The 26,480-nt window shown below is 37.4% G+C and carries 23 protein-coding genes and 1 pseudogene; 17 read left to right on the top strand and 7 right to left on the bottom strand.

Going from position 1 to position 26,480, the window contains the following annotated elements:
• Window positions 1–142 (top strand): annotated as a pseudogene (locus tag BLP46_RS13545) (IS256 family transposase); the annotation flags it as partial.
• 967 nt (window positions 143–1,109) lie between these two features.
• Here the strand turns inward: BLP46_RS13545 and BLP46_RS07160 are convergent.
• On the bottom strand, window positions 1,110–2,327 hold the full coding sequence (locus BLP46_RS07160) for an iron-containing alcohol dehydrogenase (protein ID WP_092977670.1): 1,218 nt from the start codon (window positions 2,325–2,327) through the stop codon (window positions 1,110–1,112).
• Between the two features lie 211 nt (window positions 2,328–2,538).
• Window positions 2,539–3,471 (bottom strand): LysR family transcriptional regulator, encoded by a 933-nt coding sequence (locus BLP46_RS07155; protein WP_092977668.1) that lies wholly within the window; start codon window positions 3,469–3,471, stop codon window positions 2,539–2,541.
• 280 nt (window positions 3,472–3,751) lie between these two features.
• Between BLP46_RS07155 and BLP46_RS07150 the strand changes: the two genes are divergently transcribed.
• Window positions 3,752–4,306, top strand: coding sequence for a Maf family protein (locus BLP46_RS07150; protein ID WP_092977666.1), 555 nt, complete (start codon window positions 3,752–3,754; stop codon window positions 4,304–4,306).
• 201 nt (window positions 4,307–4,507) lie between these two features.
• Here the strand turns inward: BLP46_RS07150 and BLP46_RS07145 are convergent, their stop codons facing one another.
• The 4 genes from BLP46_RS07145 to BLP46_RS07130 form a co-directional block, all read right to left on the bottom strand.
• On the bottom strand, window positions 4,508–6,052 hold the full coding sequence (locus tag BLP46_RS07145) for a hypothetical protein (RefSeq protein ID WP_092977664.1): 1,545 nt from the start codon (window positions 6,050–6,052) through the stop codon (window positions 4,508–4,510).
• A gap of 157 nt (window positions 6,053–6,209) precedes the next feature.
• Window positions 6,210–7,913: a leucine-rich repeat protein gene (locus tag BLP46_RS07140; protein ID WP_092977662.1), complete on the bottom strand. Its 1,704-nt coding sequence runs from the start codon at window positions 7,911–7,913 to the stop codon at window positions 6,210–6,212.
• A gap of 181 nt (window positions 7,914–8,094) precedes the next feature.
• Window positions 8,095–8,340: a hypothetical protein gene (locus tag BLP46_RS07135; RefSeq protein WP_167669206.1), complete on the bottom strand. Its 246-nt coding sequence runs from the start codon at window positions 8,338–8,340 to the stop codon at window positions 8,095–8,097.
• A 12-nt stretch (window positions 8,341–8,352) separates the two neighbouring features.
• Window positions 8,353–9,630: a DNA polymerase Y family protein gene (locus BLP46_RS07130; RefSeq protein WP_092977658.1), complete on the bottom strand. Its 1,278-nt coding sequence runs from the start codon at window positions 9,628–9,630 to the stop codon at window positions 8,353–8,355.
• A gap of 202 nt (window positions 9,631–9,832) precedes the next feature.
• On the opposite strand from BLP46_RS07130, the gene pyrE reads away from it, so the two are divergent.
• From pyrE to BLP46_RS07095, 7 genes are all read left to right on the top strand, one after another.
• Complete coding sequence (pyrE, locus tag BLP46_RS07125; RefSeq protein WP_092977656.1) at window positions 9,833–10,507, top strand: orotate phosphoribosyltransferase; 675 nt, start codon at window positions 9,833–9,835, stop codon at window positions 10,505–10,507.
• Window positions 10,508–10,522: 15 nt separating this feature from the next.
• Window positions 10,523–11,227 (top strand): JAB domain-containing protein, encoded by a 705-nt coding sequence (locus BLP46_RS07120; protein WP_092977654.1) that lies wholly within the window; start codon window positions 10,523–10,525, stop codon window positions 11,225–11,227.
• 8 nt (window positions 11,228–11,235) lie between these two features.
• Window positions 11,236–13,194, top strand: coding sequence for an excinuclease ABC subunit UvrB (gene uvrB / locus BLP46_RS07115; protein WP_092977652.1), 1,959 nt, complete (start codon window positions 11,236–11,238; stop codon window positions 13,192–13,194).
• A 105-nt stretch (window positions 13,195–13,299) separates the two neighbouring features.
• Window positions 13,300–15,285, top strand: coding sequence for a DNA gyrase/topoisomerase IV subunit B (locus BLP46_RS07110; protein ID WP_092977650.1), 1,986 nt, complete (start codon window positions 13,300–13,302; stop codon window positions 15,283–15,285).
• Window positions 15,286–15,301: 16 nt separating this feature from the next.
• Window positions 15,302–17,542 (top strand): DNA gyrase subunit A, encoded by a 2,241-nt coding sequence (locus BLP46_RS07105; RefSeq protein ID WP_092977648.1) that lies wholly within the window; start codon window positions 15,302–15,304, stop codon window positions 17,540–17,542.
• A gap of 151 nt (window positions 17,543–17,693) precedes the next feature.
• Window positions 17,694–17,945, top strand: coding sequence for a preprotein translocase subunit SecG (gene secG / locus BLP46_RS07100; protein ID WP_092977646.1), 252 nt, complete (start codon window positions 17,694–17,696; stop codon window positions 17,943–17,945).
• Between the two features lie 82 nt (window positions 17,946–18,027).
• A complete protein-coding gene (locus BLP46_RS07095) occupies window positions 18,028–18,288 on the top strand; it encodes a pro-sigmaK processing inhibitor BofA family protein (protein WP_092977644.1) in 261 nt (86 codons plus the stop codon).
• A 19-nt stretch (window positions 18,289–18,307) separates the two neighbouring features.
• Here BLP46_RS07095 and BLP46_RS07090 read toward each other — a convergent pair whose 3' ends face one another.
• Window positions 18,308–18,916, bottom strand: a complete 609-nt coding sequence (locus BLP46_RS07090; RefSeq protein ID WP_167669205.1) for a DUF4364 family protein — start codon at window positions 18,914–18,916, stop codon at window positions 18,308–18,310.
• 139 nt (window positions 18,917–19,055) lie between these two features.
• Here BLP46_RS07090 and BLP46_RS07085 point away from each other — a divergent pair, with 139 nt between their 5' ends.
• The 8 genes from BLP46_RS07085 (at window position 19,056) to BLP46_RS07050 (ending at window position 26,467) form a co-directional block, all read left to right on the top strand.
• A complete protein-coding gene (locus BLP46_RS07085; RefSeq protein WP_092977640.1) occupies window positions 19,056–19,502 on the top strand; it encodes an NfeD family protein in 447 nt (148 codons plus the stop codon).
• A complete protein-coding gene (locus BLP46_RS07080; protein ID WP_092977638.1) occupies window positions 19,502–20,458 on the top strand; it encodes an SPFH domain-containing protein in 957 nt (318 codons plus the stop codon). The genes BLP46_RS07085 and BLP46_RS07080 overlap by 1 nt, the downstream gene beginning before the upstream one ends.
• Before the next feature lie 32 nt (window positions 20,459–20,490).
• Entirely contained in the window at window positions 20,491–21,948 is a 1,458-nt protein-coding gene (locus BLP46_RS07075; RefSeq protein ID WP_092977636.1) for a putative ABC transporter permease, read from the top strand.
• A 167-nt stretch (window positions 21,949–22,115) separates the two neighbouring features.
• Window positions 22,116–22,613, top strand: coding sequence for a 5-(carboxyamino)imidazole ribonucleotide mutase (gene purE, locus BLP46_RS07070; RefSeq protein WP_092977634.1), 498 nt, complete (start codon window positions 22,116–22,118; stop codon window positions 22,611–22,613).
• Window positions 22,610–24,061 (top strand): amidophosphoribosyltransferase, encoded by a 1,452-nt coding sequence (gene purF / locus BLP46_RS07065; protein ID WP_092977632.1) that lies wholly within the window; start codon window positions 22,610–22,612, stop codon window positions 24,059–24,061. Before purE ends, purF begins: the two co-directional genes overlap by 4 nt.
• 16 nt (window positions 24,062–24,077) lie before the next feature.
• Window positions 24,078–25,112 (top strand): phosphoribosylformylglycinamidine cyclo-ligase, encoded by a 1,035-nt coding sequence (purM, locus tag BLP46_RS07060; RefSeq protein ID WP_092977630.1) that lies wholly within the window; start codon window positions 24,078–24,080, stop codon window positions 25,110–25,112.
• Window positions 25,112–25,738 (top strand): phosphoribosylglycinamide formyltransferase, encoded by a 627-nt coding sequence (gene purN / locus BLP46_RS07055; protein ID WP_092977628.1) that lies wholly within the window; start codon window positions 25,112–25,114, stop codon window positions 25,736–25,738. The genes purM and purN overlap by 1 nt, the downstream gene beginning before the upstream one ends.
• A 12-nt stretch (window positions 25,739–25,750) precedes the next feature.
• Window positions 25,751–26,467 (top strand): IMP cyclohydrolase, encoded by a 717-nt coding sequence (locus BLP46_RS07050; protein WP_092977626.1) that lies wholly within the window; start codon window positions 25,751–25,753, stop codon window positions 26,465–26,467.
• The last annotated feature ends 13 nt before the right edge of the window (window positions 26,468–26,480 follow it).

Raw genomic sequence — 26,480 nt, 5'->3', positions numbered from 1 at the left:
ATTCACAAACGATGACAGCCTGCGCAAAATGTTGTATTTAGCGTCTCAAAAAATTGTCGAACGCTGGACACAAAGATGTCGAAACTGGGATGTAGTTTTAAGCCAGTTATCAATAATATTTGAGACCAGAATACCTGCTTGATTTGCCCCTGTGAATAGAATTTCCTGTCTGCAAAATGTTATTCACGCTTTGGCATGCATAACATTCCGCAGACAGGAATGAAAAGTTGACACGGGGCAAATCAGAAAGCCTGATTGCAACCGCAATCCTGTATTCTGTTATTGCTTGAAGGATTATTATTTACACAAAATTTTATGGGTTGCCTGTATGTGTGGATACATCAGACTCATACATACTTCCCCGTTTTCGAAGATTATTTGTATATGTTTATGGATTAGTAGTGAATGTCATACTAATGTCTATAGTTATTCTTTTTTTTCCAAAATATACATATGTAAATAGTTTTATTCTAATAAATGTTTTATTGAATTTTTTACCTAATGGAGCTATAAAAACTGACGGTTATCATATTTGGATTAATATTATATTTAATGTTAATGATTATAAATATCGAAAAAACAAGCTTTTTATTATCATAAAATTTACTTTTTATTTTATTTGTTTTATTATGATTCTAGCAACTTTTTGCAAATTGATTTGGTGATTAAAAAATAATAACTATGTTATTATTTTTTTAATTATAAATATGTTTGAAAGGAGAATTAGCAATGAAAGAGTTTATGTTTGACTTAAATGATGTTGAAGAACTTGAGCCAGTAGAGAGTACCTGGTATGCACTCTTTGGTAGCAACTTTGTTATCGTATGTAATTAATTTTCAAGTAAATGAATTACATATGTAATGTTACTACTATGGTTACAATGGATTCCCCACTTGTTAAATTATGTGTTAGACGTTGTTTAATTTTAACAAGTGGGTGTTTCTTTTTAAAGTTATTTAAAGTCAATAATTTACTTAGTAAGCGGTGATAAAAGTTGCTGCTTATTTTATCAATATTCAGAAAATATACTAAACAAGAAAACGGCACTCAACATAACGTATTGAGTGCCATCTTCTTGTTTAATTAAAATTGGAGGGTAAAAGCTGAATTAGAAGTCAACTTCTGTATCATAATAGCAACATTTAAGAAGTTTTTCCATTTCTTCCTGACTTGGTTGACGTGGGTTTGAACCGGTACATGCATCAGCAATAGCATTCTTTGCGATTTCAGGCAATCTTTCAAGGAATACATCTTCCGGTACAAATCCGTTTTCTGTCGGATAGCTGTCAGCACCGTAATTTTTTATGCAATGTGGAATATTGAGCTCATCATTCATCTTGCGAACAGCTTCTATTAATAATTTAACCTTTTCTTCAACGCTGTCGCCGCCGAGCTTCATATCATCAGCAATTTTTGCATATCTCTTAGCTGCGGTTTCATCCTTTGCATTAAATGCAATTACCTTTGGAAGATACATAGCATTAGCTGCACCGTGAATGATGTGAGCACCATAATCTGCAAATGCTGCACCTGTTTTGTGTGCCATTGAGTGAACAATACCAAGCAAAGCGTTGGAGAATGCCATACCTGCAAGGCACTGAGCATTGTGCATATTATCGCGTTTTTCCATATCTCCGTTATAAGAGCCGATTAAATCTGACTGAATCATCTTAATTGCATACATAGCAAGTGCATCGGTATAATCGCAGTTAGCTGTTGAAACATAAGCCTCAATAGCATGTGTTAATGCGTCCATACCTGTGTGTGCAACAAGCTTTTTAGGCATTGTTTCTGCAAGTTCAGGGTCAACAATGGCAACGTCAGGTGTGATTTCAAAGTCGGCAATAGGATATTTAATGCCCTTTGAGTAGTCTGTGATAATTGAGAATGCTGTAACTTCTGTTGCAGTACCTGAGGTTGATGAAATAGCGCAGAAATGCGCCTTTTGTCTTAACTTTGGAAGACCGAATACCTTGCACATATCTTCAAAAGTTACGTCAGGGTACTCATATTTAATCCACATTGCCTTTGCAGCGTCTATCGGAGATCCGCCGCCCATAGCAATAATCCAGTCAGGTTGGAATTTTTCCATTGCTGCTGCGCCCTTCATAACTGTTTCAACAGATGGGTCTGACTCAATACCTTCGTAAAGTTCAACTTCCATACCTGCTTCTTTTAAGTATTCAACAGCTTTGTCAAGAAAGCCAAAACGCTTCATTGAGCCGCCGCCTACACAGACCATAGCTTTTTTTCCTTCAAATGTTTTCAGAGCCTCAAGCGCTCCTTTGCCGTGATACAAATCACGTGGTAACGTAAAACGTGCCATAATAATAAGCCTCCTAAATTCTTATTGTTTTTCTCTATAATCTAATGAAAATTATAATATTTTTTTCACTAAATATATAATAACATAACTTATTGTATTTTAGTAATGCTTCTTTTACATACCAATGTTGTATTACTTGATATATGTTAAAATAAAAATCGGCCGGAAAATTCCAACCGATTAATTAATAGAATAAAGCAATATTTTGTTTTTAATATTTGCCGATAGTGTCTCTTTTTGATTTGATTAGTTGCTCAACAAACATCGTATCAAGCTGAGTGTAAGAATATTCTTTTTTGTTTATCAGCATGTCTTTGTAAACTTTCGTGTTAAACTCAGTTGACCTTTGCAATAAGCCAAATCGTTCTTCTAAGTTTTTAGGAATAGGTGATACCCACATATAAGCATTTTTGTTTTGAGACAAAATTTCAAATTGGCTTGCTCTTTCAAAAACATAAATTTTTCTTTGGCTTCCATCCTGTTGCCCAACTTTTTTGAGTTCACCAAACGGAAGAAATGGCACATAGGTGTCTGAATGGGAAATTTCAATGTAATTTTGCAAATCCTCGTTTTTTATGTTACCAACCGATGCAAGAGGGCAGTTTTTATTCATCAGTAAAACGTATTTAAATTCAGCTATGATTTCGTATTTAATGCCCTTTTCGTCCATCATTGATTTGTAGTATTTGTCAAACGATTCCGCATATCTGATTATTCCCAATTTGTAGTCATCTTGCAAAACACTCTTAATAGTACTCATTGAATCGGTTTCATTATAAAAGATTTCTGCTTTTATATTGTTTTCAATCAACTCTGTAAATTTTGCAAATGCTTCCGCTATGTAGCTTGCACGTGGAACAGAAATTGAAAACCTGTTTTTACTGTAACTGTTTTTATTAAATAGTGTTTCTACTTCATCAATTTGTTTAAGAATATTTTTGGCATATCTGATAAACACCTCTCCGTCAGGAGTAAGAAACATACCTTTTGCTTTTCGCTCAAATAATGTTATACCAAGGTTTGATTCAATCTCTTTAATTGCTCGGCTTAGGTTAGGCTGTCCGACAAAGAGTTTTTCAGCGGCTTTATTAATAGAATTTGTTTCTGCCACAACTACGGCGTATTTCATATGCAATAAATTCATAATAATATCTCCATTGAATGTTCTTTGACTATTATAACATAAAATGCCTATGAATACTACACCTAATTTGTATGTAATTATATAAATTGAGTAATTTTAGTTGAATTATCTCGACTTCAATATTAAAATAGTTTTAATATAACTGTATTTCAGATTTGCTCTGCTTCAAAGATGGAGGCTTACATTCAGAGTTTCAATGTGACCTATAATCTTTCGCTGAAATTTAAAACAGGGCGTTAGTGCGATTATTTAAATTAGAAAAACGAAAGGAATTTTTAATATGATTATTCTTGCTTCAAATTCACCGCGCAGAAAAGAATTATTAAGACTTATTACAGATGATTTTCGGGTTGAGCCTGCTCAGGTTGAAGAAACAGTTGAGTCTGATATTCCGCTTTTTGAATATCCAAAATATCTTGCACGAAAAAAAGCAAATCACGTTTTCCAAGATGGTCATTCCAATGATATTGTAATCGGCTGTGACACAGGTGTCTTTGCAGACAATATGATGCTTGGCAAACCAAAAGACAGTGACGATGCAAGACGAATGTTAAAAATGCTTTCGGGTAAAATACATAAAGTTATAACGGGATGTTGTATAATTTCAAAGAAAAAGGAAGTGGCTTTTTCTCAGATTTCTGAAGTTGAATTTTATCCTCTTACAAATTCTGAAATTGAAAATTATATTAATACAAGCGAGCCGTATGATAAAGCGGGAAGTTACGGAATACAGGGTAAAGGCGCACTCCTTGTCAAGCAAATTTGCGGCGACTATTTTAATATTGTGGGACTTCCTGTTGCGTTACTTAACCGCCGTTTGCAGGAGTTTTGTTAATTTTAATTGTATTTATTCTTCTGTTATCGGCGGAATAAAATTTTCAATTGCATTTCTAAGTTTTGGATGATGTATTATAAAATGTATAGCCGGAGATTTATTTTTTGAAACTATGACACACTCATTTTCGTGTATAAGAATTTGAAGATTATTAAATACACGATTTAAAGATAAATTTATAAAGTAATTATTATATTTTTTCTAAAAGTTTTTAGTTTGATTTAAATGCTCCATGTATTCATTATAATTGTAAAAAATATCTGTTTCGCAGAACATTCCGGAAAGCGATAATGACATCTTGCAACTATTAAATTCATTTTCGGAAATATATGGGATTTCATCTGTAATGACACCGGTTTTCAATATATTTTCCGTAATATTTTTTTGCAGTTTAAAGTATGCAATAATTTTATTTTTTGTTTCATTATCAATTTTTCGTTTGCTCAAAAATTTGTTAAGAAATTCTTCATTCATAGTATATATAGGCGGTGCAGATAAAATGTTTCTTCTGTTGCCTTCGCTTTGAGAATCTGCCAGAATAAATGCAGTAAATTCTTTTGCTCTGTCAGCTCGGTATATATCCATCAGCGGTTGTGCATTTTCAAGAAGCTCACTTGCTCGCTCTCTATAATATGCTACTTCGTCCTTTGATTTTGTTAAATAGTATTTTCCGTTAGAATGATATCCTGCTATTGCTTCTCCCGACAATGCTGCTGTACCGGATACTTTTAAAATGTGCATAAATACATTGTTCTGCACATTTTTTAAATAGTAGGGTGAAATTTGCCCCGTCATATACATTGGAATCCAGCTCTCAAGACCAAGCATCATATCTTCAAATGTTCTGTCAAGATTATGTATTTTGTTTAAATGCAATCCCTTTTTTAGCATCATAGCCATTCCTATCATCCATTTTTTAGGAAATTCGGGGTCCTTTGCCATTTCACCCATAGGCATATCGCTGTACATTATAACGGATGCGTTTGATTTTGAAAGAACAGTTGCCTTTAGAAAATCAAGTTCGCTGTCCATCATTTCTTTTAGCCCAAAATATGTTTTTGATGTCGGAAGCTGAAAGGGAAGAGTAGGAATTTTGATTTTGTCAAATTTTATTGCTTGAATATATTCGTTTAAATCAAATTCATCAAGCTTTATTAAAAAATCAGAAATGTTGTCGTTATTTCTGATTTGGTTGTTAAATAGCCATTCCTTCACTATGTTATAGCACATTTGTTGATTGCAAAGGTCACTTTCATTACAGTTAAAGAGTTTTGCCATGGTTTTTTTCTGCGAAATACTGCCAAATTCATTTGATATATAGCTTGCAACATCTGAAATAAAGCGATTTGGATCCGACGGCCGCCGTGAACCGTTTCGAAATCTAAATATTGTTGATGTGTCATAGTTGGTATATTGGCATAGTTTTGCAACGTTTATATTAAGTGTTGAAACAAGTACATCGAAGTTTTGCCTTATTTGTTCCCTGTTGGCAATGACCACGTCAGAACATTTCAAAAATGTATTTGTTACGGAAAATTCAGTTATATTTTCAATGTTTTTTTGTTTTGCAATTTCACTAATTGCAAAACTGATTTTGTCAAATGTTTCGCTTTCAATTTCAGGCATTCTTTCTCCTGAGCGGTAACGGCTGATACTTGCCGCCGAAAGACCTGATATATCGCACAGTTCCTTTGCTGTACATTCAATTGTTTCAATATATTCGTTAAGTTGTTCGCTAAATTTCATTATGACACCTCATAGCACTGCTATGGTAAAAAATATGGATTCAAATGTTTAATTATAAACATATTTATTTGTATAAAAAGCATTACATAAATTATTTTATCATAAATAATGGGCAGCCGCACCAGCAGTTGCCCATTGTTATTTTATTTGTGATTATTTATTTAATTCCGGCTAATGTTCTTTGGATGTCTGTTGCATCGTGAATATCAACAACACCGTCATGATTGTAGTCAGCAAGCTGTAATTGCATTTTGTCAAGTGAAGAATCAAATTGTGCAATATATCTTTGAATTTTAGATGTATCTGCTATTGTAAGATTACCGTCAAGATTCGCATCTCCCAATTTTGTTTCAACAAATGAGCACTCGTTTTCATTCGCATATTTTTCAGCCGCACTGCCTTTGCCACCGTAGATGACAGTGTTTTTATTTACAATACTGTCGCCGATTGATGTTACGGAATCAGGAATATAGATTGATTTAAGATTGTTGTTTTTGAAAAATGCCTTTTCACCGAGTGTTGTTACAGTTGGCGGAAGTGATATTGTTTCAAGTTTATCAGAATAGACAATACCGTTAGCATTGATTGTTGTTACGCCGTTTGGTACAAAAACATCAGTGAGGTTGTCTACACCAAACACTGCATAAGAACCTATGGTTTTAGTGCCGTTTGCAATTTTGTATTTGCCTTCGTATGCTCCGGGAAGGGCTATCATAGTAGATTTGTCTTTTGTGTAAACAACGCCGTTAATATCACAATAATTTGGATTATCAGCACTTACAGTTACCTTTTGCAATGTGCTTACAAATGAAAGTGCCTGATCAGAAATAGAAGTAATTGTTTTTGGAATATAAATTGATGTAGGTTTTGGGCTTCCGTAATAGAATGCAAGATCACTGATTGCGGTTATATTCTTTCCGTTGATTGAGCTTGGGATAGTTACATCCTGGTCAAAACCGTCATATTGATAGATTGAATATCCGCCGTTTGTGCTTTTTAGTGAATAACCGTCGTTGAATTTTTGAAATACGTAATATCTTGGTGATGATGTATAATAACCTGCGTCTGCTACATAAATTTCGCCGTCTACATCAACAATTACATTTCTGTGTCCGCTTCCGGCACCTGAATCATGCGCAGCGTAACGGAGCTTAGCATTAATACCGAGTTTATCACAAAGATGTAAAATCAGGTAAGATGATGCCCAGCAATCTCCGCCTTTGCAAATAACCATCGCTTTGTAGCTTGAGTAATGATAATCATAATTAAAACCTGCTACATATTTGCAAATTGCGTTTACTTTATCGTATGTAGACATTGAATCATTGATTTTTTCAGACAAAAAGTTATTGATTTCATTTTGTACGTATATATCCGAATAATCCGATACATTTACGGTAGCATAATATTTTTTACCGTCTGCAGTGCAGCAGATTGTTGATTCTCCCGATTTATACTTATGAGTTATTTTGTCAGGTTCTTTTCCGTCTTGTTTTGTGGTCATACCGATAGAGTATCCGTTTCCTGTATTATACCAATACCATGTTTCAATTACAGGCTCAACCAAACCGTTTTCACTTATTGTTACAGTATTGCCACGGCTGACGGACCATTTAATTGTATTGTAAGTTCCGCTTAAAGAAAACTGAAACGATGTGTTGTAGCCGTCGGGTAATGCTCCGATGGCTTCGGCGTAATCATCGTCTATATAATAAATTGTTTCGTTTTCTGAGTTTAGTGCGTTTCCGGTTGCTGCGCTTACGGAAACAGCAGGGCTGATAACAAACAATGCCATAGTTAAAACCAGTACCATTGATATTGTTTTCAATGCCTTGCTTTTGACTTTTTGAGTCCTAATCATAAAAATCTCCCTCTTTTTTGAAATTTGAATATTTATTCGATATTTTGCACCTAAAATAAATATTCATTAAAATTATACCACTGTTTTATAAATTTTTTCAATAAATTTCTTGGTGATTATTCACAATCTTTACACACTGTATTCGTTAGTTTTGCTGATTTGGCTTTACTGAAAATAAAATTTAAACCGCAGATTTTTCTTTAGTGTCAACAAACCATCTGTTTTCTTCCAAGAACAGATACCTTTCTTTGCCCAAAATTTTGCATGTATATCTTATTCCCGCTCCGCAAGCTTTAAGCGAGGCGGCATATCTTACATCAGTGATTTTATCAATGGGATATTTTCTTCCGTCATCCCAGTAAATTAATTCGGGTAAAAGATTTCCGTCACAGTCAAATGTAGCTGTTACTTTAATATACTTTTTCATTTCTATACCTCTTTATAAATAGCTTACAGGGTGCACTATATGGTCGTCTTTTGGATTAAATCCCGATAATGCGTTATCACTAAGCAGTACCGCGGGACGAACAACATAGTTTCCAAAACGTTGCTTGAGTCTGTCAAGGGTTTTGTCAAGCTCTATATTTTGGCTTAATCTCTCTTCGTTTACAAGCATATTTATTTGATGCGGTATATCCTCATGTGCAAAATCGGTTACCGCAACGCCGATACTTCTCAGCGGAATATCCATTCTGCAATTTGCTTTAAACAGCTCGTAAGCGTTTTTTGTAATAATCGCCGTAAGATTTGTATAGTCATCCATTGTATGTTGACGGTTAAATGTATTGAGTTTGGTGTCGCGAACGCTTATACACACTGTTTTTGCAATAAAACCTTGTTGTCTCATACGTCTGCATACGCTGTCGCACAATACATATAATACAATCTTGGCATCCTCCAATGTTTTAATGTCCTTAGGGGTTGTTGTTGAGTTGCCTATTGATTTTACTTCGCTGTGTTCGTCAAACCGTGTAACGGGAGACGAATCATAGCCGTTTGCAAAACCATAAAGCAAATCTCCCCATTTTCCAAGGTGACTCCTCAGAATTTCAAGCGGCGTGTTTGCAATTTCACCTATTGTATATATACCTATATCTTTAAGCTTTTTCTTTGTTGCTCTGCCAACATACAGCAAATCACTTGCCGGAGCGTTCCATACAATATCCTTGTAATTTTCTCTTGTGATGCAGGTTATGGCGTCCGGTTTTTTATAATCACTGCCGAATTTTGCAAATATCTTATTAAAACTCACGCCTATACTTACGGTGATTCCGAGTTCCTCTTTAATTCGCCTGCTTATTTCACAGGCGGTTTTAAATCCGTCAGAGTGCTCCGAATTTCCAGTTATGTCAAGCCACGCCTCGTCAAGACCAAAAGATTCAACACGGTCGGTATATTCAAGATAAATTCTTTTTGCCATTTTTGAGAACCTTTTGTACAGTTCAAAGTGTGGGGGAACTACTATAAGTTCGGGACATTTCTGCTTTGCCTGCCATATTGCTTCGCCAGTTTTAATATTGTACTTTTTGGCAATCTCATTTTTTGCAAGAATTATTCCGTGCCTGTTTTCGGCGTCGCCGCCTACCGCAACGGGTTTACTTCTTATTTTTGCATTATGAAGGCACTCAACGCTTGCATAAAAACTGTTGCAGTCACTGTGCAAAATAATCCTGTCGTGTTTATATTTATTTTTATCAACGGCATTTTGTATATTCATATCTATCACCCAAAGCGAACATATGTTTTATATAATTATAGAACATCTGTTCTAAGTTGTCAATAAAAATATTATGATAATCGTTGTTATCGACTACTGCATATTGATTACATTTGTGTAATTCTAATTTACAAAGACCATATGTTGTGATAAAATCAAAATTAATATAATGAAATATTATGCGAATTTTTGGAGGTTTAATATGGAACAGTACAAAAAAGAGTTTATTGAATTTATGGTTGACTGCCAGGTTTTAAAATTTGGCGATTTTGTAACTAAAAGCGGACGTAACACACCGTTTTTTGTAAATACCGGTTTTTACCGCACCGGAGCGCAACTGAGAAAGCTTGGCGGATATTATGCCGAAACTATCAATAATAAGTTCGGACTTGACTTTGACGTGCTGTTCGGACCTGCTTATAAAGGAATCCCGCTTTCGGTTGCAGCCACAATTGCAATAAGTGAAAAATACAATAAGGATATCCGTTATTGTTCAAATCGCAAAGAGGTAAAAGACCACGGAGATAAGGGGATTTTACTCGGCAGCCCGATTAATGACGGAGATAAGGTTGTAATTATAGAAGATGTTACAACGGCCGGCACTTCAATTGAAGAGACTCTGCCTATTATTAAGGCTCAGGGAAAAGTAGAACCTATGGGTCTGGTTGTGTCAGTAGACAGAATGGAAAGAGGACAGGGTGAAAAAAGCGCTCTTGCCGAAATTGAGGAAAAATACGGTCTTAAGACTACCGCAATCGTAACTATGGCAGAAGTTGTTGAGCATCTTTACAATAAAGAATATAAGGGTAAAGTTGTTATCGACGATAAGCTTAAGGAAGCAATTGACAAATATTACGAAAAATATGGAGTAAAGTAATTTCAGGGGTTAGTTATGGCTCAGTCAAACGGTAATGAACACAGCGGTCACAGAAAGAGACTGAAAAACAAGTTCGTCGAAAACGGCTTTGATATATTTGAGCCTCACGAAGCGCTTGAAATGTATCTTTTTTATGCAATTCCCCGCAAGGATACCAATCTTCTTGCACACAGGCTTCTTGACAGATACCTGACAATAGGCGGAGTTTGCGATGCGCCGATTGATGAATTGATAAAAGATTTCGGACTTTCGTGGTCAGCTGCGGTATACCTTAAAATGCTTCCCGAAATGTCTCGTTTGTATAACGAGTCTAAATTATCAAATGATTATATTATTGATCCTGATACGCTTGGAGATAAGTTTAAGGCTAAATTTATCGGCAGAACAAGCGAAGCGGTTGCTTTAATCCTTGGAGACGCAAAAGGAAAAATGATATATTTTGATATTGTTTCCAAAGGCTCTATCAATTCTACCGAATTGCCAATACGCAAAATTGTCGATTTGGCACTTCGTCATAATGCCAAGACTGCCTTTATTGCTCATAATCACCCAAGCGGTTCTTCACTCCCGTCTTCGGGAGACATTGAAACCACTCATATCATATTTACAACCTTACGCGGTGTGGGGGTTAATTTAATAGACCATTACATCATAACCGATGAGGATTATGTTTCGTTAAGAGAAAGCTCCTATGCGGGAAAAATATTTTATATGGACTGAATTGACTTATGCAGTTTAAAATTCATTCAAAATATAAGCCTACCGGCGACCAGCCACAGGCAATTGATAAAATAGTTGAAAGTTTGAACGACGGCAACAAAGAAACTACGCTTTTAGGCGTAACCGGTTCGGGCAAAACCTTTACAATGGCAAACGTTATTGAGCGTGTTCAGCGCCCAACGCTTGTGCTTGCCCACAACAAAACTCTTGCCGCTCAGCTTTGCTCTGAGTTTAAGGAGCTTTTTCCGGATAATGCCGTAGAATATTTCGTATCTTATTATGATTACTATCAGCCTGAGGCGTATGTAGCCCAAACTGATACCTATATTGAAAAAGACAGCTCGATAAATGATGAAATTGATAAACTCCGACATTCTGCAACACTTGCGTTGTCTGAGCGCAGAGATGTAATAATAGTTGCCTCGGTTTCATGCATATACAGCCTTGGTGACCCGATTGATTACCGAAATATGGTGATTTCTCTTCGCCCTGGTATGGAAAAAAGCAGAGATGAGCTTGTAAAAAAGCTTGTTGAGCTTCAATACGAGCGCAATGACGTCAACTTTATTCGTAATAAGTTCAGGGTACGAGGAGATGTGGTGGAAATATTTCCGGCTGCGTCAAATGACTCAATAATAAGGGTTGAGTTTTTCGGAGATGAAATTGACAGAATCTCTGAGATAAACCCTCTTACGGGTGAATTAAAAGCCTTGCTTAAGCATGCGGCAATTTATCCTGCTTCTCATTATATAGTTTCACGTGATAAAATGCAGGTAGCACTTGCGCAAATTGAAAAAGAACTTCAGGAGCGGCTTGAGTATTTTCGTTCAAACGGAAAGCTTCTTGAAGCTCAGCGCATTGAACAGCGAACCCATTATGATATGGAAATGCTTCAGGAAATAGGATTTTGCACAGGAATTGAAAATTATTCCAGAATTTTATCGGGCAGAGAACCCGGTTCTGCACCGTTTACGCTTCTTGATTATTTCCCCAAGGATTTTCTCTTATTTGTGGATGAGTCCCACGTTACCCTGCCTCAGGTCAGAGGAATGTATGCCGGTGACCATGCAAGAAAAAAGAGCCTCGTCGATTTTGGATTTCGTCTGCCGTCTGCATATGACAACAGACCTCTTAACTTTGATGAGTTTTACGAGAGAATAAATCAGGCTGTGTTTGTCAGCGCTACTCCCGGTGACTTGGAGCTTGAAAAGAGTAAGGTCGTTGCCGAACAAATTATAAGACCGACCGGACTTCTTGACCCCGAAATTTCCGTAAGACCGACTGAGGGACAGCTTGACGATTTGGTGTCTGAAATAAATGTGCGTACCGCCAAAAAGCAGCGAACACTTGTCACTACTCTTACAAAAAAAATGGCTGAGGATTTAACCGCATATCTTGATACAATGGGAATTAAGGTGCGTTATATGCATCACGATATTGATACCGTAGAGCGAATGGAGATAGTGCGTGACCTTAGACTTGGAAATTTCGACGTGCTTGTCGGAATAAATCTTTTGAGAGAAGGACTTGACATTCCGGAAGTATCGCTTGTTGCCGTGCTTGACGCAGACAAAGAGGGATTTTTGCGCAGTACACGTTCGCTTATTCAGATAATCGGTCGTGCCGCCCGAAACAGCGAGGGCACGGTAATAATGTATGCGGACAGCGTAACGGATTCGATGCGTGTTGCAATTACCGAGACGAATCGCCGCCGTGAAATTCAGCAAAAATACAACGAGGAACACGGAATTGTTCCTAAGACAATAGTTAAAAAAGTCAGCGAGGTTCTGGAGATTTCTTCTCATAAAGACAGTGACTTTAAGTATACAAAACAGCTTACCAAAGCTCAAAAACTCCAGCTGATAGACAGCCTTACAAAAGAAATGAAGGCTGCGGCCAAATTGCTTGAATTTGAGCACGCTGCTTATCTGCGTGACAAGATAAAAAAATTACGTGGCGATAAATAGAATATTTTAAACTTATAATTATTGATGTATAATTGACTGCTTAAATTTGCAGTTGACTCTAAATGTAATCTAATTGTATTATTGAATAAATCGAAGGAAAAACATATGCCAAGAAAAAAACAAAACGAATACGACAATTCCAGCATAACAACTCTAAAAGGCGCCGACCGTGTACGTAAAAGGCCTGCGGTAATATTCGGTTCCGACGGTATTGACGGATGCGAACACTCGGTGTTTGAGATTCTTTCAAACTCAATTGATGAGGCACGTGAGGGATATGGTAAAAAAATATCTGTAACCAGATTTTCCGACGGCTCAATTGAAGTAGAAGACCACGGACGAGGAATACCGGTTGATTTTAACGAAAAAGAGCAGCGTTACAACTGGGAACTTGTTTTTTGTGAGATGTATGCAGGCGGTAAATACAATAATAATGAGGGCGAAAGTTATGAATTTTCGCTTGGTATGAACGGACTCGGACTTTGTTCAACCCAGTACAGCTCAGAATATATGGATGTTGATATTCGACGTGACGGTTACCGCTATACTCTTCACTTTGAAAAGGGCGAGAATATCGGCGGACTGAAAAAAGAACCATATTCAAAAAAGGATACGGGTACAAAAATCACCTGGAAGCCTGACCTTGAGGTTTTTACCGATATTGATATACAACCGGAATATTTTATTGATATAATGAAACGCCAGGCTATTGTAAATGCCGGCGTTGAGTTTTGCTTTAAAAATCAGAACGGAAAGGCGTTTGACACCTCTACATTTAACTATGTTAACGGCATAGTTGACCATGTTGCCGAAGTTATCGGAGAAGACGGTTTAACATCTGTCCAGCATTGGTCAACCGAGGTTAAAACCCGTGACCGTGACGATAAACCCGAATATAAATGCAAAATGGACATAGCCGTTGCCTTTTCAAATAAGGTTAGCCTGACGGAATATTACCACAATTCAAGTTGGCTTGAACACGGCGGTGCACCTGACAAAGCGGTTAGAAACGCTTTTGTATATCAGATTGACAGTTACTTAAAGCAGAATAATAAATATAACAAGACCGAAAGCAAAATTAAGTTTGATGATGTTGAGGATTGCCTTGTATGTGTTATATCATCATTTTCAAGCGTTTCTTCATATGAAAACCAAACTAAAAAGGCCGTTACCAATAAGGGTATCCAAGATGCCATGACAGCATTTTTGCGCCAAAGTCTTGAAATCTATTTTATAGAAAATCCGCTTGAGGCTGAAAAGATAGCCGAACAGGTGCTTGTAAATAAAAGAAGCCGTGAAAATGCTGAAAAAACCAGACTTAACATAAAGAAAAAGCTTTCGGGCAACCTTGGAATGGCAGATCGTGTCGCCAAGTTTGTTGATTGCCGAAGCAAAGATGTGGAACGTCGTGAGCTGTTTATTGTAGAGGGCGACTCTGCTCTCGGTGCATGTAAGCAGGCGCGCGACCCTGATTTTCAGGCTATTATGCCTATCCGCGGAAAAATTCTTAATTGTCTTAAAGCGGATTATGACAAAATATTCAAAAGTGAAATAATCACTGATCTGCTTAAGGTACTTGGCTGCGGAGTTGAAGTTAAATCAAAGGCAAACAAAAACCTCTCAAGCTTTGATATGAACCTGCTGCGCTGGAATAAAATTATTTTATGTACTGATGCCGATGTTGACGGCTTCCATATCCGTACAATGCTGCTCACAATGATTTACCGCCTGACTCCGACTCTTATTGAAGCCGGAAAGGTGTTCATTGCCGAGTCTCCGTTGTATGAAATAACTTCAAAAAACGATGTTTATTTTGCATATGACGAGGCTGAAAAAGATAAATTTATTGAGCAGATAGGAAAAGAAAAGTTTACCATTCAGCGTTCAAAAGGTCTTGGCGAAAACGAACCTGATATGATGAATCTTACAACAATGAATCCAAGCACACGTCGTCTGATAAAGGTAATGCCTGATGATATGGAGCAGACTGTAAGGATTTTTGATATTCTTCTCGGCGATAATATGCAGGGAAGAAAGGATTATATTGTTGAACATGGCAGCGAATATATAGATAATCTTGATGTAAGTTGATCGGAGGCGGAAGATATTGGCAAAAAGAAGAAATACATCCAAATCTCCAAAATCTGCTAAAACTCACGGAGTCATTAACGGAGCCGGAGATATAGTCGAACAGCCCATAGTTTCCACAATTCGTGAAAACTTTATGCCCTACGCAATGAGCGTAATTTTGTCACGTGCAATTCCTGAAATTGACGGATTTAAGCCGTCTCACCGCAAATTGCTTTATACAATGTATAAAATGGGACTCTTGACCGGAGGACGCACAAAATCCGCAAACATTGTCGGAGCAACAATGAAATTAAACCCCCACGGTGATTCTGCAATTTATGATACTATGGTGCGTTTATCAAGAGGATATGAAGCTCTTTTGCATCCATACGTTGATTCAAAGGGTAATTTTGGTAAGTTTTACAGCCGTGATATGGCTTGGGCTGCTTCGAGATATACCGAAGCAAAGCTTGCACCGATTTGCAATGAACTTTTTCGGGATATTGACAAGGATACAGTAGATTTTGTTGACAATTACGACAATACAATGAAAGAACCTACATTGCTGCCTGTTGCTTTTCCGTCGGTTCTTGTCAATGCAAACACCGGTATAGCCGTAGGTATGGCTTCAAATATTTGCTCATTTAATTTAAAAGAAATTTGCGAAACCACGGCTGCGCTGATTCGTGATCCGGAGCATGACATAAAATCAACTCTTCCCGCACCTGATTTTATAGGCGGCTGTCAGATTATTTACGATGAAAAAGTAATAAATCAGGTTTATGAAACAGGCAAGGGAAGTATAAAGCTTAGAGCAAAGTATGAATATGACAGTTCCGCAAACTGCATCGACATACTTGCGATTCCAAGTTCCACAACCTGTGAAGTGATTATTGAGAAAATAATTGAACTTGTTAAGCAGGGGAAAATCAAAGAAATTTCAGATATCCGTGATGAAACAGGTATCGACGGACTTAAAATTACAATTGACTTGAAGCGTGGCGTAGATCCTGATAAACTTATGGCTAAGCTGTTTAAGTTTACAACGCTTGAAGACTCGTATTCTTGTAATTTTAATGTGCTTATAAACGGAGTGCCAAAAGTTTTGGGCGTAAAAGCCTTGCTTGAAGAATGGATAGCATTTCGTATAGAGTGCGTTAAACGCAGAACATACTTTGACAGAACCAAAAAAGCAGAAAAATTGCATTTGCTTAACGGTCTTGCAAAAATATTGCTTGATATTGATAAAGCAATAAAAATTATTCGTGAAACAGATGAGGAAGTTGAGGTTGTTCCTAACCTCATGATTGGCTTTGGTATTGACAAAATCCAGGCGGAATATGTTGCTGAGATTAAGCTCAGACATTTGAATCGCGAGTATATTTTAAAACGCACCAAAGATATTGAAAATCTTGAAAAAGAGATTGCCGATTTGGACGAAATTTTTAAAAGCAAGTCGAGAATCAAAACGATTATCGTTAAAGAACTTAAAGAAGTTGCGGAAAAATACGGTCAGCCTCGAAAGAGTATAATTATTTATAACGATACTTCTAAGTATGAAGAAGAAATTCAGGAAATTCCGGATTATCCGGTAACATTTTTCTTTACCAAGGAGGGCTATTTCAAAAAAATCACTCCTCAGTCCTTGCGTATGAGCGGTGCTCAAAAGCTAAAAGAGGGCGATGAAATAACTCAGACCATCGAATTTTCCAACAATTGTGATTTGCTGTTTTTCAGTGATAAAAGTCAGGTTTACAAAGCCAAAGCTTCTGATTTTTCAGATACCAAAGCGAGCGTGCTTGGAGATTATGTTGCAGCAAAATTGTCTATGGATGAGGGAGAGAACGTAGTTTATATGGTTGCGACAAAGGACTACAAGGGCGTTCTTCTGTTTGCCTTTGAAAACGGAAAAGTCGCAAAAGTTCCTCTTGAGGCTTATGCAACCAAGACTAACCGAAAGAAGCTTACAGGAGCTTATTCCGATAAATCCCCGCTTGCAGGAATGTTGTTGCTTAAAGAAGATAAAGAAGTTTTGTTCAAGTCATCTTCTGCTCGTATGTTGCTCGTGCACACAGGCGTTCTGTCACTTAAATCGACACGTTCAACACAGGGCGTTGCTGTTATGAAATTAAAAAAAGGTCAGCGTTTGTTTGATGTGGAAGAATACAAAGAGGGAACATTCGCAAAACCTCAGAGGTACAGAACCCGTTCGTTGCCGGCGTTTGGTGCTTTGCCGTCAAACGATGACGCTTCCGATGAGCAGCTAACATTGATATAATAAAGACTTAAACTGTTTTAGGTGGCAAAATAAAACAAAAATGCAAATATTATTTTTTAAAATCACTTGAATTTTAGTATTTTATATGATATTATAAGTGAGTTAAATATTGTAAATTATGTGTTAATCTATAAATGAAAGGAAGATACAGATGAGCGTTTGGGGAATTATTCTTGGAATTTTGCTCGGAATTGTAGCTATTGCAATTATCATTGTAATTATACTTCAGGAAGGTAACGATCAGGGACTTGGCGTTGTAACAGGTGCTGCTGATTCATATTTCTCGAAGAATAAGGCACGTTCAATTGATGCGTTTCTTGCACGCTGGACAAAAGTTTTTGCTGCAATATTCGTAATTTTCGTAATTGCACTTAATGTTCTTGCACACTTTAACATACTTTGATTAAGTAATAAATTATAATAAACAAGCATATTATTAAACCGTCGGATGTCCGACGGTTTAATTTTTTTGCGGAGTTGTTAATATGCCTTGGTGGGGAATTCTACTTATTATAATTTCTACGTTCATTGTATTTTCTATTATTCATTTTTGCAGCAAAAACAAACGCCCGTTTAAACGGGCGCTAATATCAATGTGTATCGGAGCGGCAACGCTTACAGGCGTAAATCTTTTATCGGGGATAACAGGAGTATATATTCCCGTCAGTTTATTGTCAGTGCTTGTATCAGTTATCGGCGGTGTGCCCGGAGTAACTTTGCTTCTGACGCTTAATTTGTTCTTTTAACAGTTTAGTAGGTTGCTTATCAAAGAATACCGTAAAGTTCTTCCAGTGCGCTTCCGACATTATCTTTATCCTTTGTCATAAGAGCAAGCATGGTTTTATAGACGGTTTGGGGATAACTTAAAAAGTTGGTCTTTATAATTTTTGCCTGATCATAATCAGGGGCATAGATAGTGAAAGAGAACAGTATCACATCACCGCCCAAAATTTTGCACACAACATCGTATCCGTTCTCGTTCTTTACTATATCTACCTTGTTTTCTCTTGCGGTTTTTCTTTCTGCAAGAAGCTTAACAGCACATAAATAAGCTTTTTCCTTAACGGTATACGCAAGTGTTGTGTCAAGCTGGCTTGCAATGGTCTTACCGTTTTCCGTAAGCTCATATGCGGCTTCATTGTCTATTTTTCCGCTTTCCTTTAGGTTGCCGTTTGCAATTAAATCTTCAAAAGCAGCACTTGTTTCAAAGTAATTGGCAAGTTCATCCTGCATAATAGCATCCAATATAAGTTCTTTACTCATCTTATCAGAAACGGAATTATATAAATAACAAATCAAAACTTTAATTTCGCTTTTGCTTCTTACTCCGCCCGGAGCAATACCCTCGTCAAAAGTCTCTGTATCTAAAGTCATAAAATCACCTATCATATAATATTTATTTTATTATAACACATAATAAATAAAAAGTGTATATTTTAAGTGAATTTTACAAATAAATTGACGGCAATTAATTAATATGTTAGAATAAAAGCACGAAAGGAGTTTTGATATAATGCAAATTATGCCATTTATATGGATAGGTCTTGCGATTGTTATGGCTGTGTGTGAAGCGGCTACTGCGCAGCTTGTTTCAATATGGTTTGTGCTTGGTGCTATATGCGCCGCAATTACAACTATTTTTACACCGTCAATAATTATTCAGACAACGGTTTTTCTTGCAGTTTCTTTTATTGCGCTAATTGTTACAAAGCCTCTTGTAAAAAAGCTTCGCAATAATGGCAACGCACAAAATACAAATGCCGACAGGCTTATCGGTATGGTTGGTGTAGTTGTCACGGATATAGATGACGAACAAAGTATCGGACAAGTCAAAGTTGCGGGAGAAACTTGGTCTGCACGCTCGGATTTCGCACCGATTTTAAAAGACAATAGGATAAAAGTGCTTGCAATTGAGGGAGTTAAACTGATTGTAGAGCCTATAAGTAAGGAGAGAAAGTAATGCCGGCAGTAATTATATTTGCAATTTTTGCAATAATAGCAATTTTAGTTTTAATAGTAGTAATAAGAAATGTGCAGATAGTTCCACAGGCACAGGCATATGTAATAGAAAGATTCGGAACATATTACACAACTTGGCAAACAGGACTTCATATTAAAGTTCCGTTTATTGACAGAATTTCTTTGCGTGTTTCTTTAAAGGAACAGGTTATTGACTTTCCACCTCAGCCTGTTATTACAAGAGATAACGTTACCATGCAAATAGATACCGTTGTATACTTTGAAATTACAGATCCAAAGCTATATACTTATGGTGTTGAGAGACCGTTGGAAGCTATTGAAAACTTAACGGCAACCACTTTGCGTAATATCATCGGTGATATGGAACTCGACAGCACCCTGACATCCCGTGATACTATTAACGGTAAAATCAGAATAATTCTTGATGAGGCCACGGACGCATGGGGTATTAAGGTTATCAGAATTGAGCTTAAAAATATTTTGCCTCCTCGCGAAATTCAGGATGCAATGGAAAAACAGATGAAAGCAGAGCGTGAACGTCGTGCAAGGATACTTGACGCCGAAGGTGAAAAGCGCAGCAGAATACTTGTTGCCGAAGGTTTAAAAGAATCTGCAATTCTTGAAGCCGACGCTGTTAAAGAGAAAAAAATCCGCGAGGCAAAGGGTGAAGCTGAAGCAATACTTACCGTACAGAGAGCTAATGCCGACGCATTAAGAATGCTCAATGAAGCAGCTCCGACAGACCGTATTATTCAGCTAAAATCTCTTGAAGCATTCGGAAAAGCAGCAGACGGCAAGGCTACAAAGATTATAATTCCGTCTGATATTCAGGGTTTGGCTGGCAGCGTTGCCACAATCAAAGAGATTTGGAAAGATGATAATCAACAACAGGTTGGAGTTCAAGAATCAAATGCTGATGAACAACAGGCTGATTAATTTTATATAGTGGGTTAAAGGATAAGGGTAGGATGTTTTTTGTAAATATTTTATGGTATTTTGTTATTTTTTCATTTTTAGGTTGGTTATTTAATGGAATACGCAATTTATTTTTAGAGCATAAATTTTATAATAAAGGCTTTCTTACCTCTTGTTTTTGTCCTACGTACGGCTTTAGTGCAATTATTTGTGATCTTGCTTTAAGACCGTTTGTTTCAAACAAAATTGTACTGCTTTTTGGCAGCGCGATAATTTTATCTGCGTTGTCGGTAGTAATCGGCACATTTACCGAAAAGCTTCTTGGCTGTAAACCTTGGGATTATTCTGACTTAAAGTTTAGTATCGGCAGTTATATAACTTTGCCATATGCACTGTTGCTCGGTGTTTCCGGTACATTGCTGGTCGGAGTAATTATCCCTGTCCTTAACACAGTGCTGGATTTAATTCCGTTTAATATAAGCCTTATTGTTGTGCTGTCAATTTGCGGATTAATATTCATTGACTATTCTTTGTCAATTGTTACAACTATAAGATTAAAGCGCAGAATAAGAAAATTAAATAATATCTCACAACTCCTCGGAGATGATGTACCAAAGGACAAGGCTGAAGAACTTGAGCACAATTATAATAAACTTTTTACCGACAATATTATAAGACGCAGACTTGTATCTGCATTTCCTGAGCTGAAAACAACAGCCTATGTTAAACAAATTGCTGACAAGTTATATGAAATTCGTAACGAGAATATGAAGGAATACACCCTTGTATATGATAACAAGGAAGAAAAACCTTTTGCCTTCGGATTTTGCTTTACTAAACTTTTCTATCTTTTCGTAATAGGTTCATTTATTGGCACCGTCCTTGAAACTATCTGGGCAATATGTGCAGACGGACAATTTGAAATGCGTGTGGGCATGGTTTACGGGCCATTTATACCGGTCTACGGCGGCGGCGCATGCTTTTTAACAATTGTTCTCTATAAGCTGTACAAGCTGAGCGACACGCTTATATTTATAATCAGTGCGGTTGTCGGCGCAATGTTTGAATATTTTTGTTCGTGGTTTCAGGAAGAAGTTTTCGGAACAGTATCATGGGATTACACCGGCACTCTTTTGAATCTTGACGGTCGCACTAATCTTATGTATGCTTTGATTTGGGGATTCCTCGGACTTGTTTGGGTGCGCTATATGTATCCGTTTGCTTCAAAACTGATTGAAAAAATACCTGTAAAAGTCGGTGCAATTCTCACCACCGTTCTGATTATATTTATGATATTTGATTCATTTATGAGTATTTCCGCAGTTTACAGGTGGCAACAGCGCATTGACGATGTGCCGGCTTCAAATTATTTTGAAAACTACCTTGATGTAAGTTTTAACGATGATAAGATGAACTTTTTGTTTCCTCACATGACCGAAATTGAGGATATATCTGATAAAAAGGATAATTCTCCTATAATTACAAAGCAGCCTGCACCGAAAAATCAATAATTTTAAATTTCAGCTGAATATTATTCAGCTGATTTTCTTTTATAGAATAATATCTGATAAACTAAATAATCATATATAATTTTGAATAATTCTTTTATTGTATTGCAAAAAATTAAATTTTTTAATATAATATAAAATAATAAATTATGACATTAAAGGAGTAAATTATGAAAAAGGTTGCAATCATAATGGGTTCCGACAGTGACTTTCCTGTTGTTTCAAAGGCTGTCAAAAAATTAAAGGAATTTGATGTTCCGTATGAGGTTCATGTAATGAGCGCACACAGAACACCGGATGCCGCAATTGAGTTTTCTGCTAATGCAAAGAAAAACGGCTTTGGTGTAATCATTGCCGCAGCAGGTATGGCTGCTCATCTTGCTGGTGTTCTTGCCGCAAAAACTACTTTACCTGTAATCGGAATCCCATGCAAGTCTGCTCAGCTTGACGGTATGGATGCGCTTTTGGCAACAGTTATGATGCCTACCGGTATTCCGGTTGCTACTGTTGCAGTTGACGGTGCGGCGAATGCGGCAATACTTGCAGTTGAAATGCTCGCACTTTCAGATGATACTCTTTCACAAAAACTTGAAGATATGAAAATTACAATGGAAAAAGGCGTTGCCGAAAAGGATAAGGTAATGCAGACTAAGGTGGCAGAACTTTGATTAAGAATTATGTTGACATAGATTCAAAGCAGGATAAGGCTTTTGATGAATGTGGAGTTTTCGGAATTTACCGTAATGATGAAGATTTGGATGTTGTTGAAATTACCCAAGACGCTCTTTACGGACTTCAGCACCGCGGTCAGGAAAGTGCCGGAATTACAGTTAATTGTAACGGTGAATTTTCAACGGTTAAAGAACTCGGAATGGTTTCCGAAGTTTTTAACGAAAAGGCGTTATCACGTCTCAAGAATGGGAAAATCGCTGTCGGTCACGTTCGATATACTTCGAGTGACACGCTCGACCGTGCCTCTAACCAACCATTGGTACTCAGATATAAAGAAGGCTCAATTGCAATTGCAAGCAACGGTTCTATAACCAATTTTCCTGAAATTCGCACAGAGCTTGAACGTGGCGGCGCGATATTCCAGTCAAATTCCAATGCAGAGCTTATGGCGTACGTAATAGCCTCGGAACGTTGCCTTACAGATAATCTTGAAGATGCGGTTCTTCGTTCTATGGACAAACTTAAGGGTGCATATTCAACAGTAATTTGTGCTCCGTCACGACTTATCGGAATGCGTGATATGTACGGTTTTCGTCCGTTGTGCATAGGTAAGGTTAAAAACAGCTACGTTTTATCTTCCGAGAGCTGTGTTATCGACAGTCTTGGAGGAGCATTTGTACGTGACGTGGAGCCGGGTGAAATGGTAGTAATAGATGAAGACGGTTTTCACAGCTACAAGGCAAGATTTACTGCTGAACAGACCTCTTTTTGCTTGTTTGAATACGTTTATGTTGCTCGTCCCGACAGTGTAATTAACGGCGTAAGCGTACATCAGGCACGCTTTAAGGCGGGAGAATTACTTTACAAAGAGTATCCTTTAGATGCGGATATTGTGTGCGGTGTTCCGGATTCCGGATTAATTGCGGCTGAGGGATATGCTTCTGCCTCGGGTATTCCGTTTGGAATGGGCTTTATGAAAAACAAGTTTATTCCCCGAGGAGCAGGAACAGGCAAAAACAAAATTAAACGCCTTATGCAAACCAGACTTACTGCACTGAAAGCAAATGTTCAGGGCAAAAGGGTAATTATTATTGATGATTCAATTGTACGCGGCAAAACTTCGGCACATATTGTCAAGCTAATGCGTGACGCAGGCGCCAAGGAGGTTCATATGCTTATAAGCTCACCGCCTTTTGTATGTCCGTGTTATTTTGGAATTGATATTCAGGATAAAGAAAATTTGATTGCAAATAAAATGTCTGTTGACGAGATATGCAAATATATCGGCGCGGATTCGCTTGGGTATCTCAGCTTAGACAGTGTTCGTAAAATTGCTGAAAATGCGAATATAGGTCTGTGCGACGGCTGTTTCAGTGGTTCTTATAACGCTGAAATTCCACGTACCATATTTATAGATAAATACGCAAAAAAAATCAAAAATTAAAAATCGGAGGATTACAATGAACAGCTTTTCAGAGAGTTACAAGGCGGCAGGAGTTGACGTAACGGCAGGCTATAAGTCAGTTGAACTGATGAAAAAGCACGTTGCCCGCACTAAAATTGACGGTGTTGTTTCCGGTATCGGAGGATTTGGCGGATTGTTTGCGCCGAATTTTAAGGATATGGAAGAACCGATTCTTGTCAGCGGTACTGACGGCGTAGGCACTAAGCTTAAACTTGCATTTTTGCTTAATAAGCATGATACAATCGGAATTGATTCAGTTGCAATGTGCGTTAATGATGTTGTGTGCTGCGGAGCAAAGCCTTTGTTTTTCCTTGACTATATTGCAATCGGTAAAAATATTCCTGAAAAAGTAGCAGAAATCGTTTCCGGAATAGCAGAGGGCTGTGTCCAGTCTGGCTGTGCTCTTGTCGGCGGTGAAACTGCCGAACACCCCGGATTAATGCCTGTTGATGAATATGATGTTGCAGGATTCTGCGTTGGCATTGCTGATAAGCCAAAGATGATTGACGGCTCAAAGCTTAAATCAGGTGATGTGCTTATCGGACTTCGCTCTTCAGGAGTACATTCAAACGGTTTTTCACTTGTAAGAAAGATTTTTGACATAAACGAAACTACTATAAATAATACATACGACGAACTTGACAAGCCTCTTGGTGAAACATTGCTTACTCCTACAAAAATATATGTAAAGCCTATTCTTGCACTTATGGATGCAGTAGAGGTAAAGGCTGTTTCTCATATTACAGGCGGCGGATTTTATGAGAATATTCCGCGTATGTTAAAAGACGGTCTAACCGCCAAAATAGACAAAGCCGCAGTTCCGGTACTTCCGATATTTAAACTTATGCAGAAAGTCGGAAATATTTCTGAACACGATATGTTTAATACCTTTAATATGGGTGTCGGAATGATTACAGCTGTTGACAAAGAAGATGTTGACAAGGCAATCGAAGTTCTTAAGGCAAACGGTGAAGATGCAGTTGTTCTCGGTGAAGTTATCGAAGGCAACGAAGGAGTAGTGTTCGCTTAATGAAAAATATCGTAGTTCTTGTTTCGGGCGGAGGAACAAACTTACAGGCACTTATTGATGCACAAAACAGAGGAGAAATAAAAAACGGTAAAATTACTTGTGTTATTTCTTCAAATCCAAACGCCTATGCGCTTGAAAGAGCAAAAAACAACGGAATAGACACCTCAGTTATAAAGCGTAAAGATTATGACGCTTTTGAAGACTATGATATTGCATTGACAAATCTAATAAAAAGCAAAAATGCAGATTTGGTTGTTCTTGCGGGATTTATGACAATACTTGGCAAAATCGTCATTAAATCTTTTGAAAACCGCATTATAAATATCCATCCGTCGCTTATTCCGTCGTTTTGCGGCGAGGGGTTTTATGGGCTGCACGTACATGAATCAGCTCTTGCACGAGGTGTAAAGGTGACAGGGGCAACGGCACATTTTGTAAATGAGGTATGTGACGGCGGACCGATTATTATTCAAAAAGCAGTTGAAATTAAAAACGGCGATACCCCTGAAATTTTGCAGAAAAGAGTTATGGAACAGGCTGAATGGAAAATATTGCCTAAGGCTGTTTCTTTATTCTGTGATGATAAAATAAAGGTAATCGGCTCAAAAACCGAAATTCTCAATTAATCGGAGGTAACAATGAAAGCAGTATCACTCGAAAAAGAAATTTCATCTACCACTTATCCCGGCAGAGGCATTGTAATAGGAAAAAGTGCGGATGGTAAAAAAGCAGTAATTGCTTATTTTATTATGGGCAGAAGCGAAAACAGCAGAAACAGAGTTTTTGTAGAAACTGAAGACGGTATCAAAACAGAGGCATTTGACCCGTCAAAGCTTGTTGACCCGTCTTTGATTATTTATGCACCTGTTCGTACTCTTGGTAACAAAACTATTGTAACCAACGGTGACCAGACTGATACAATTTATGACCTTATGAATCAGCAGCTCACATTTGAGCAATCACTTCGCACCCGCCAGTTTGAGCCTGACGAGCCTAACTACACACCGAGAATTTCCGGCATTGTTAAATGCAGCGACGGAAATATGAATTATGCAATGTCTATTTTAAAAAGTGCCGACGGAAATCCCGATTGCTGTGAGCGTTACACATTCTCTTATGATACACCGCTTGCAGGAAAGGGAAGATTTATCCATACATATATGGGAGACGGAAATCCGCTTCCGAGTTTTGAGGGTGAACCTACATTGGTAGACATCGGTAATGATGATATAGATACCTTTGCAGAGAAAATTTGGAATTCTCTTAATGCGGATAACAAGGTTTCATTGTTCGTACGCTATATTGATATAGCAACAAATACTTCGGATTCAAGAATAATCAATAAAAACAAGTAATACGAAAGGGACG

It is taken from the genome of Ruminococcus sp. YE282, assembly GCA_900101355.1.
In the GTDB taxonomy this organism is placed as follows: domain Bacteria; phylum Bacillota; class Clostridia; order Oscillospirales; family Acutalibacteraceae; genus Ruminococcoides; species Ruminococcoides bromii_A.
Note: the sequence above shows the minus strand (reverse complement) of the source record. Positions and strands in the feature narration are given on the sequence as shown.

Bases quoted from the DNA above. Each gene is read 5' to 3' on its own strand.
- uvrB (WP_092977652.1), top strand. From the start codon at position 11,236: ATGCAGTTTAAAATTCATTCAAAATATAAGCCTACCGGCGACCAGCCA.
- secG (WP_092977646.1), top strand. From the start codon at position 17,694: ATGAGCGTTTGGGGAATTATTCTTGGAATTTTGCTCGGAATTGTAGCT.
- BLP46_RS07085 (WP_092977640.1), top strand. From the start codon at position 19,056: ATGCAAATTATGCCATTTATATGGATAGGTCTTGCGATTGTTATGGCT.
- BLP46_RS07050 (WP_092977626.1), top strand. From the start codon at position 25,751: ATGAAAGCAGTATCACTCGAAAAAGAAATTTCATCTACCACTTATCCC.
- BLP46_RS07140 (WP_092977662.1), bottom strand. From the start codon at position 7,913: ATGATTAGGACTCAAAAAGTCAAAAGCAAGGCATTGAAAACAATATCA.
- BLP46_RS07150 (WP_092977666.1), top strand. From the start codon at position 3,752: ATGATTATTCTTGCTTCAAATTCACCGCGCAGAAAAGAATTATTAAGA.
- purN (WP_092977628.1), top strand. From the start codon at position 25,112: ATGAAAAATATCGTAGTTCTTGTTTCGGGCGGAGGAACAAACTTACAG.
- BLP46_RS07120 (WP_092977654.1), top strand. From the start codon at position 10,523: ATGGCTCAGTCAAACGGTAATGAACACAGCGGTCACAGAAAGAGACTG.
- BLP46_RS07090 (WP_167669205.1), bottom strand. From the start codon at position 18,916: ATGACTTTAGATACAGAGACTTTTGACGAGGGTATTGCTCCGGGCGGA.
- BLP46_RS07080 (WP_092977638.1), top strand. From the start codon at position 19,502: ATGCCGGCAGTAATTATATTTGCAATTTTTGCAATAATAGCAATTTTA.
- purE (WP_092977634.1), top strand. From the start codon at position 22,116: ATGAAAAAGGTTGCAATCATAATGGGTTCCGACAGTGACTTTCCTGTT.
- purM (WP_092977630.1), top strand. From the start codon at position 24,078: ATGAACAGCTTTTCAGAGAGTTACAAGGCGGCAGGAGTTGACGTAACG.
- BLP46_RS07075 (WP_092977636.1), top strand. From the start codon at position 20,491: ATGTTTTTTGTAAATATTTTATGGTATTTTGTTATTTTTTCATTTTTA.
- BLP46_RS07135 (WP_167669206.1), bottom strand. From the start codon at position 8,340: ATGAAAAAGTATATTAAAGTAACAGCTACATTTGACTGTGACGGAAAT.
- BLP46_RS07155 (WP_092977668.1), bottom strand. From the start codon at position 3,471: ATGAATTTATTGCATATGAAATACGCCGTAGTTGTGGCAGAAACAAAT.
- pyrE (WP_092977656.1), top strand. From the start codon at position 9,833: ATGGAACAGTACAAAAAAGAGTTTATTGAATTTATGGTTGACTGCCAG.
- BLP46_RS07130 (WP_092977658.1), bottom strand. From the start codon at position 9,630: ATGAATATACAAAATGCCGTTGATAAAAATAAATATAAACACGACAGG.
- BLP46_RS07095 (WP_092977644.1), top strand. From the start codon at position 18,028: ATGCCTTGGTGGGGAATTCTACTTATTATAATTTCTACGTTCATTGTA.
- BLP46_RS07160 (WP_092977670.1), bottom strand. From the start codon at position 2,327: ATGGCACGTTTTACGTTACCACGTGATTTGTATCACGGCAAAGGAGCG.
- BLP46_RS07145 (WP_092977664.1), bottom strand. From the start codon at position 6,052: ATGAAATTTAGCGAACAACTTAACGAATATATTGAAACAATTGAATGT.
- BLP46_RS07110 (WP_092977650.1), top strand. From the start codon at position 13,300: ATGCCAAGAAAAAAACAAAACGAATACGACAATTCCAGCATAACAACT.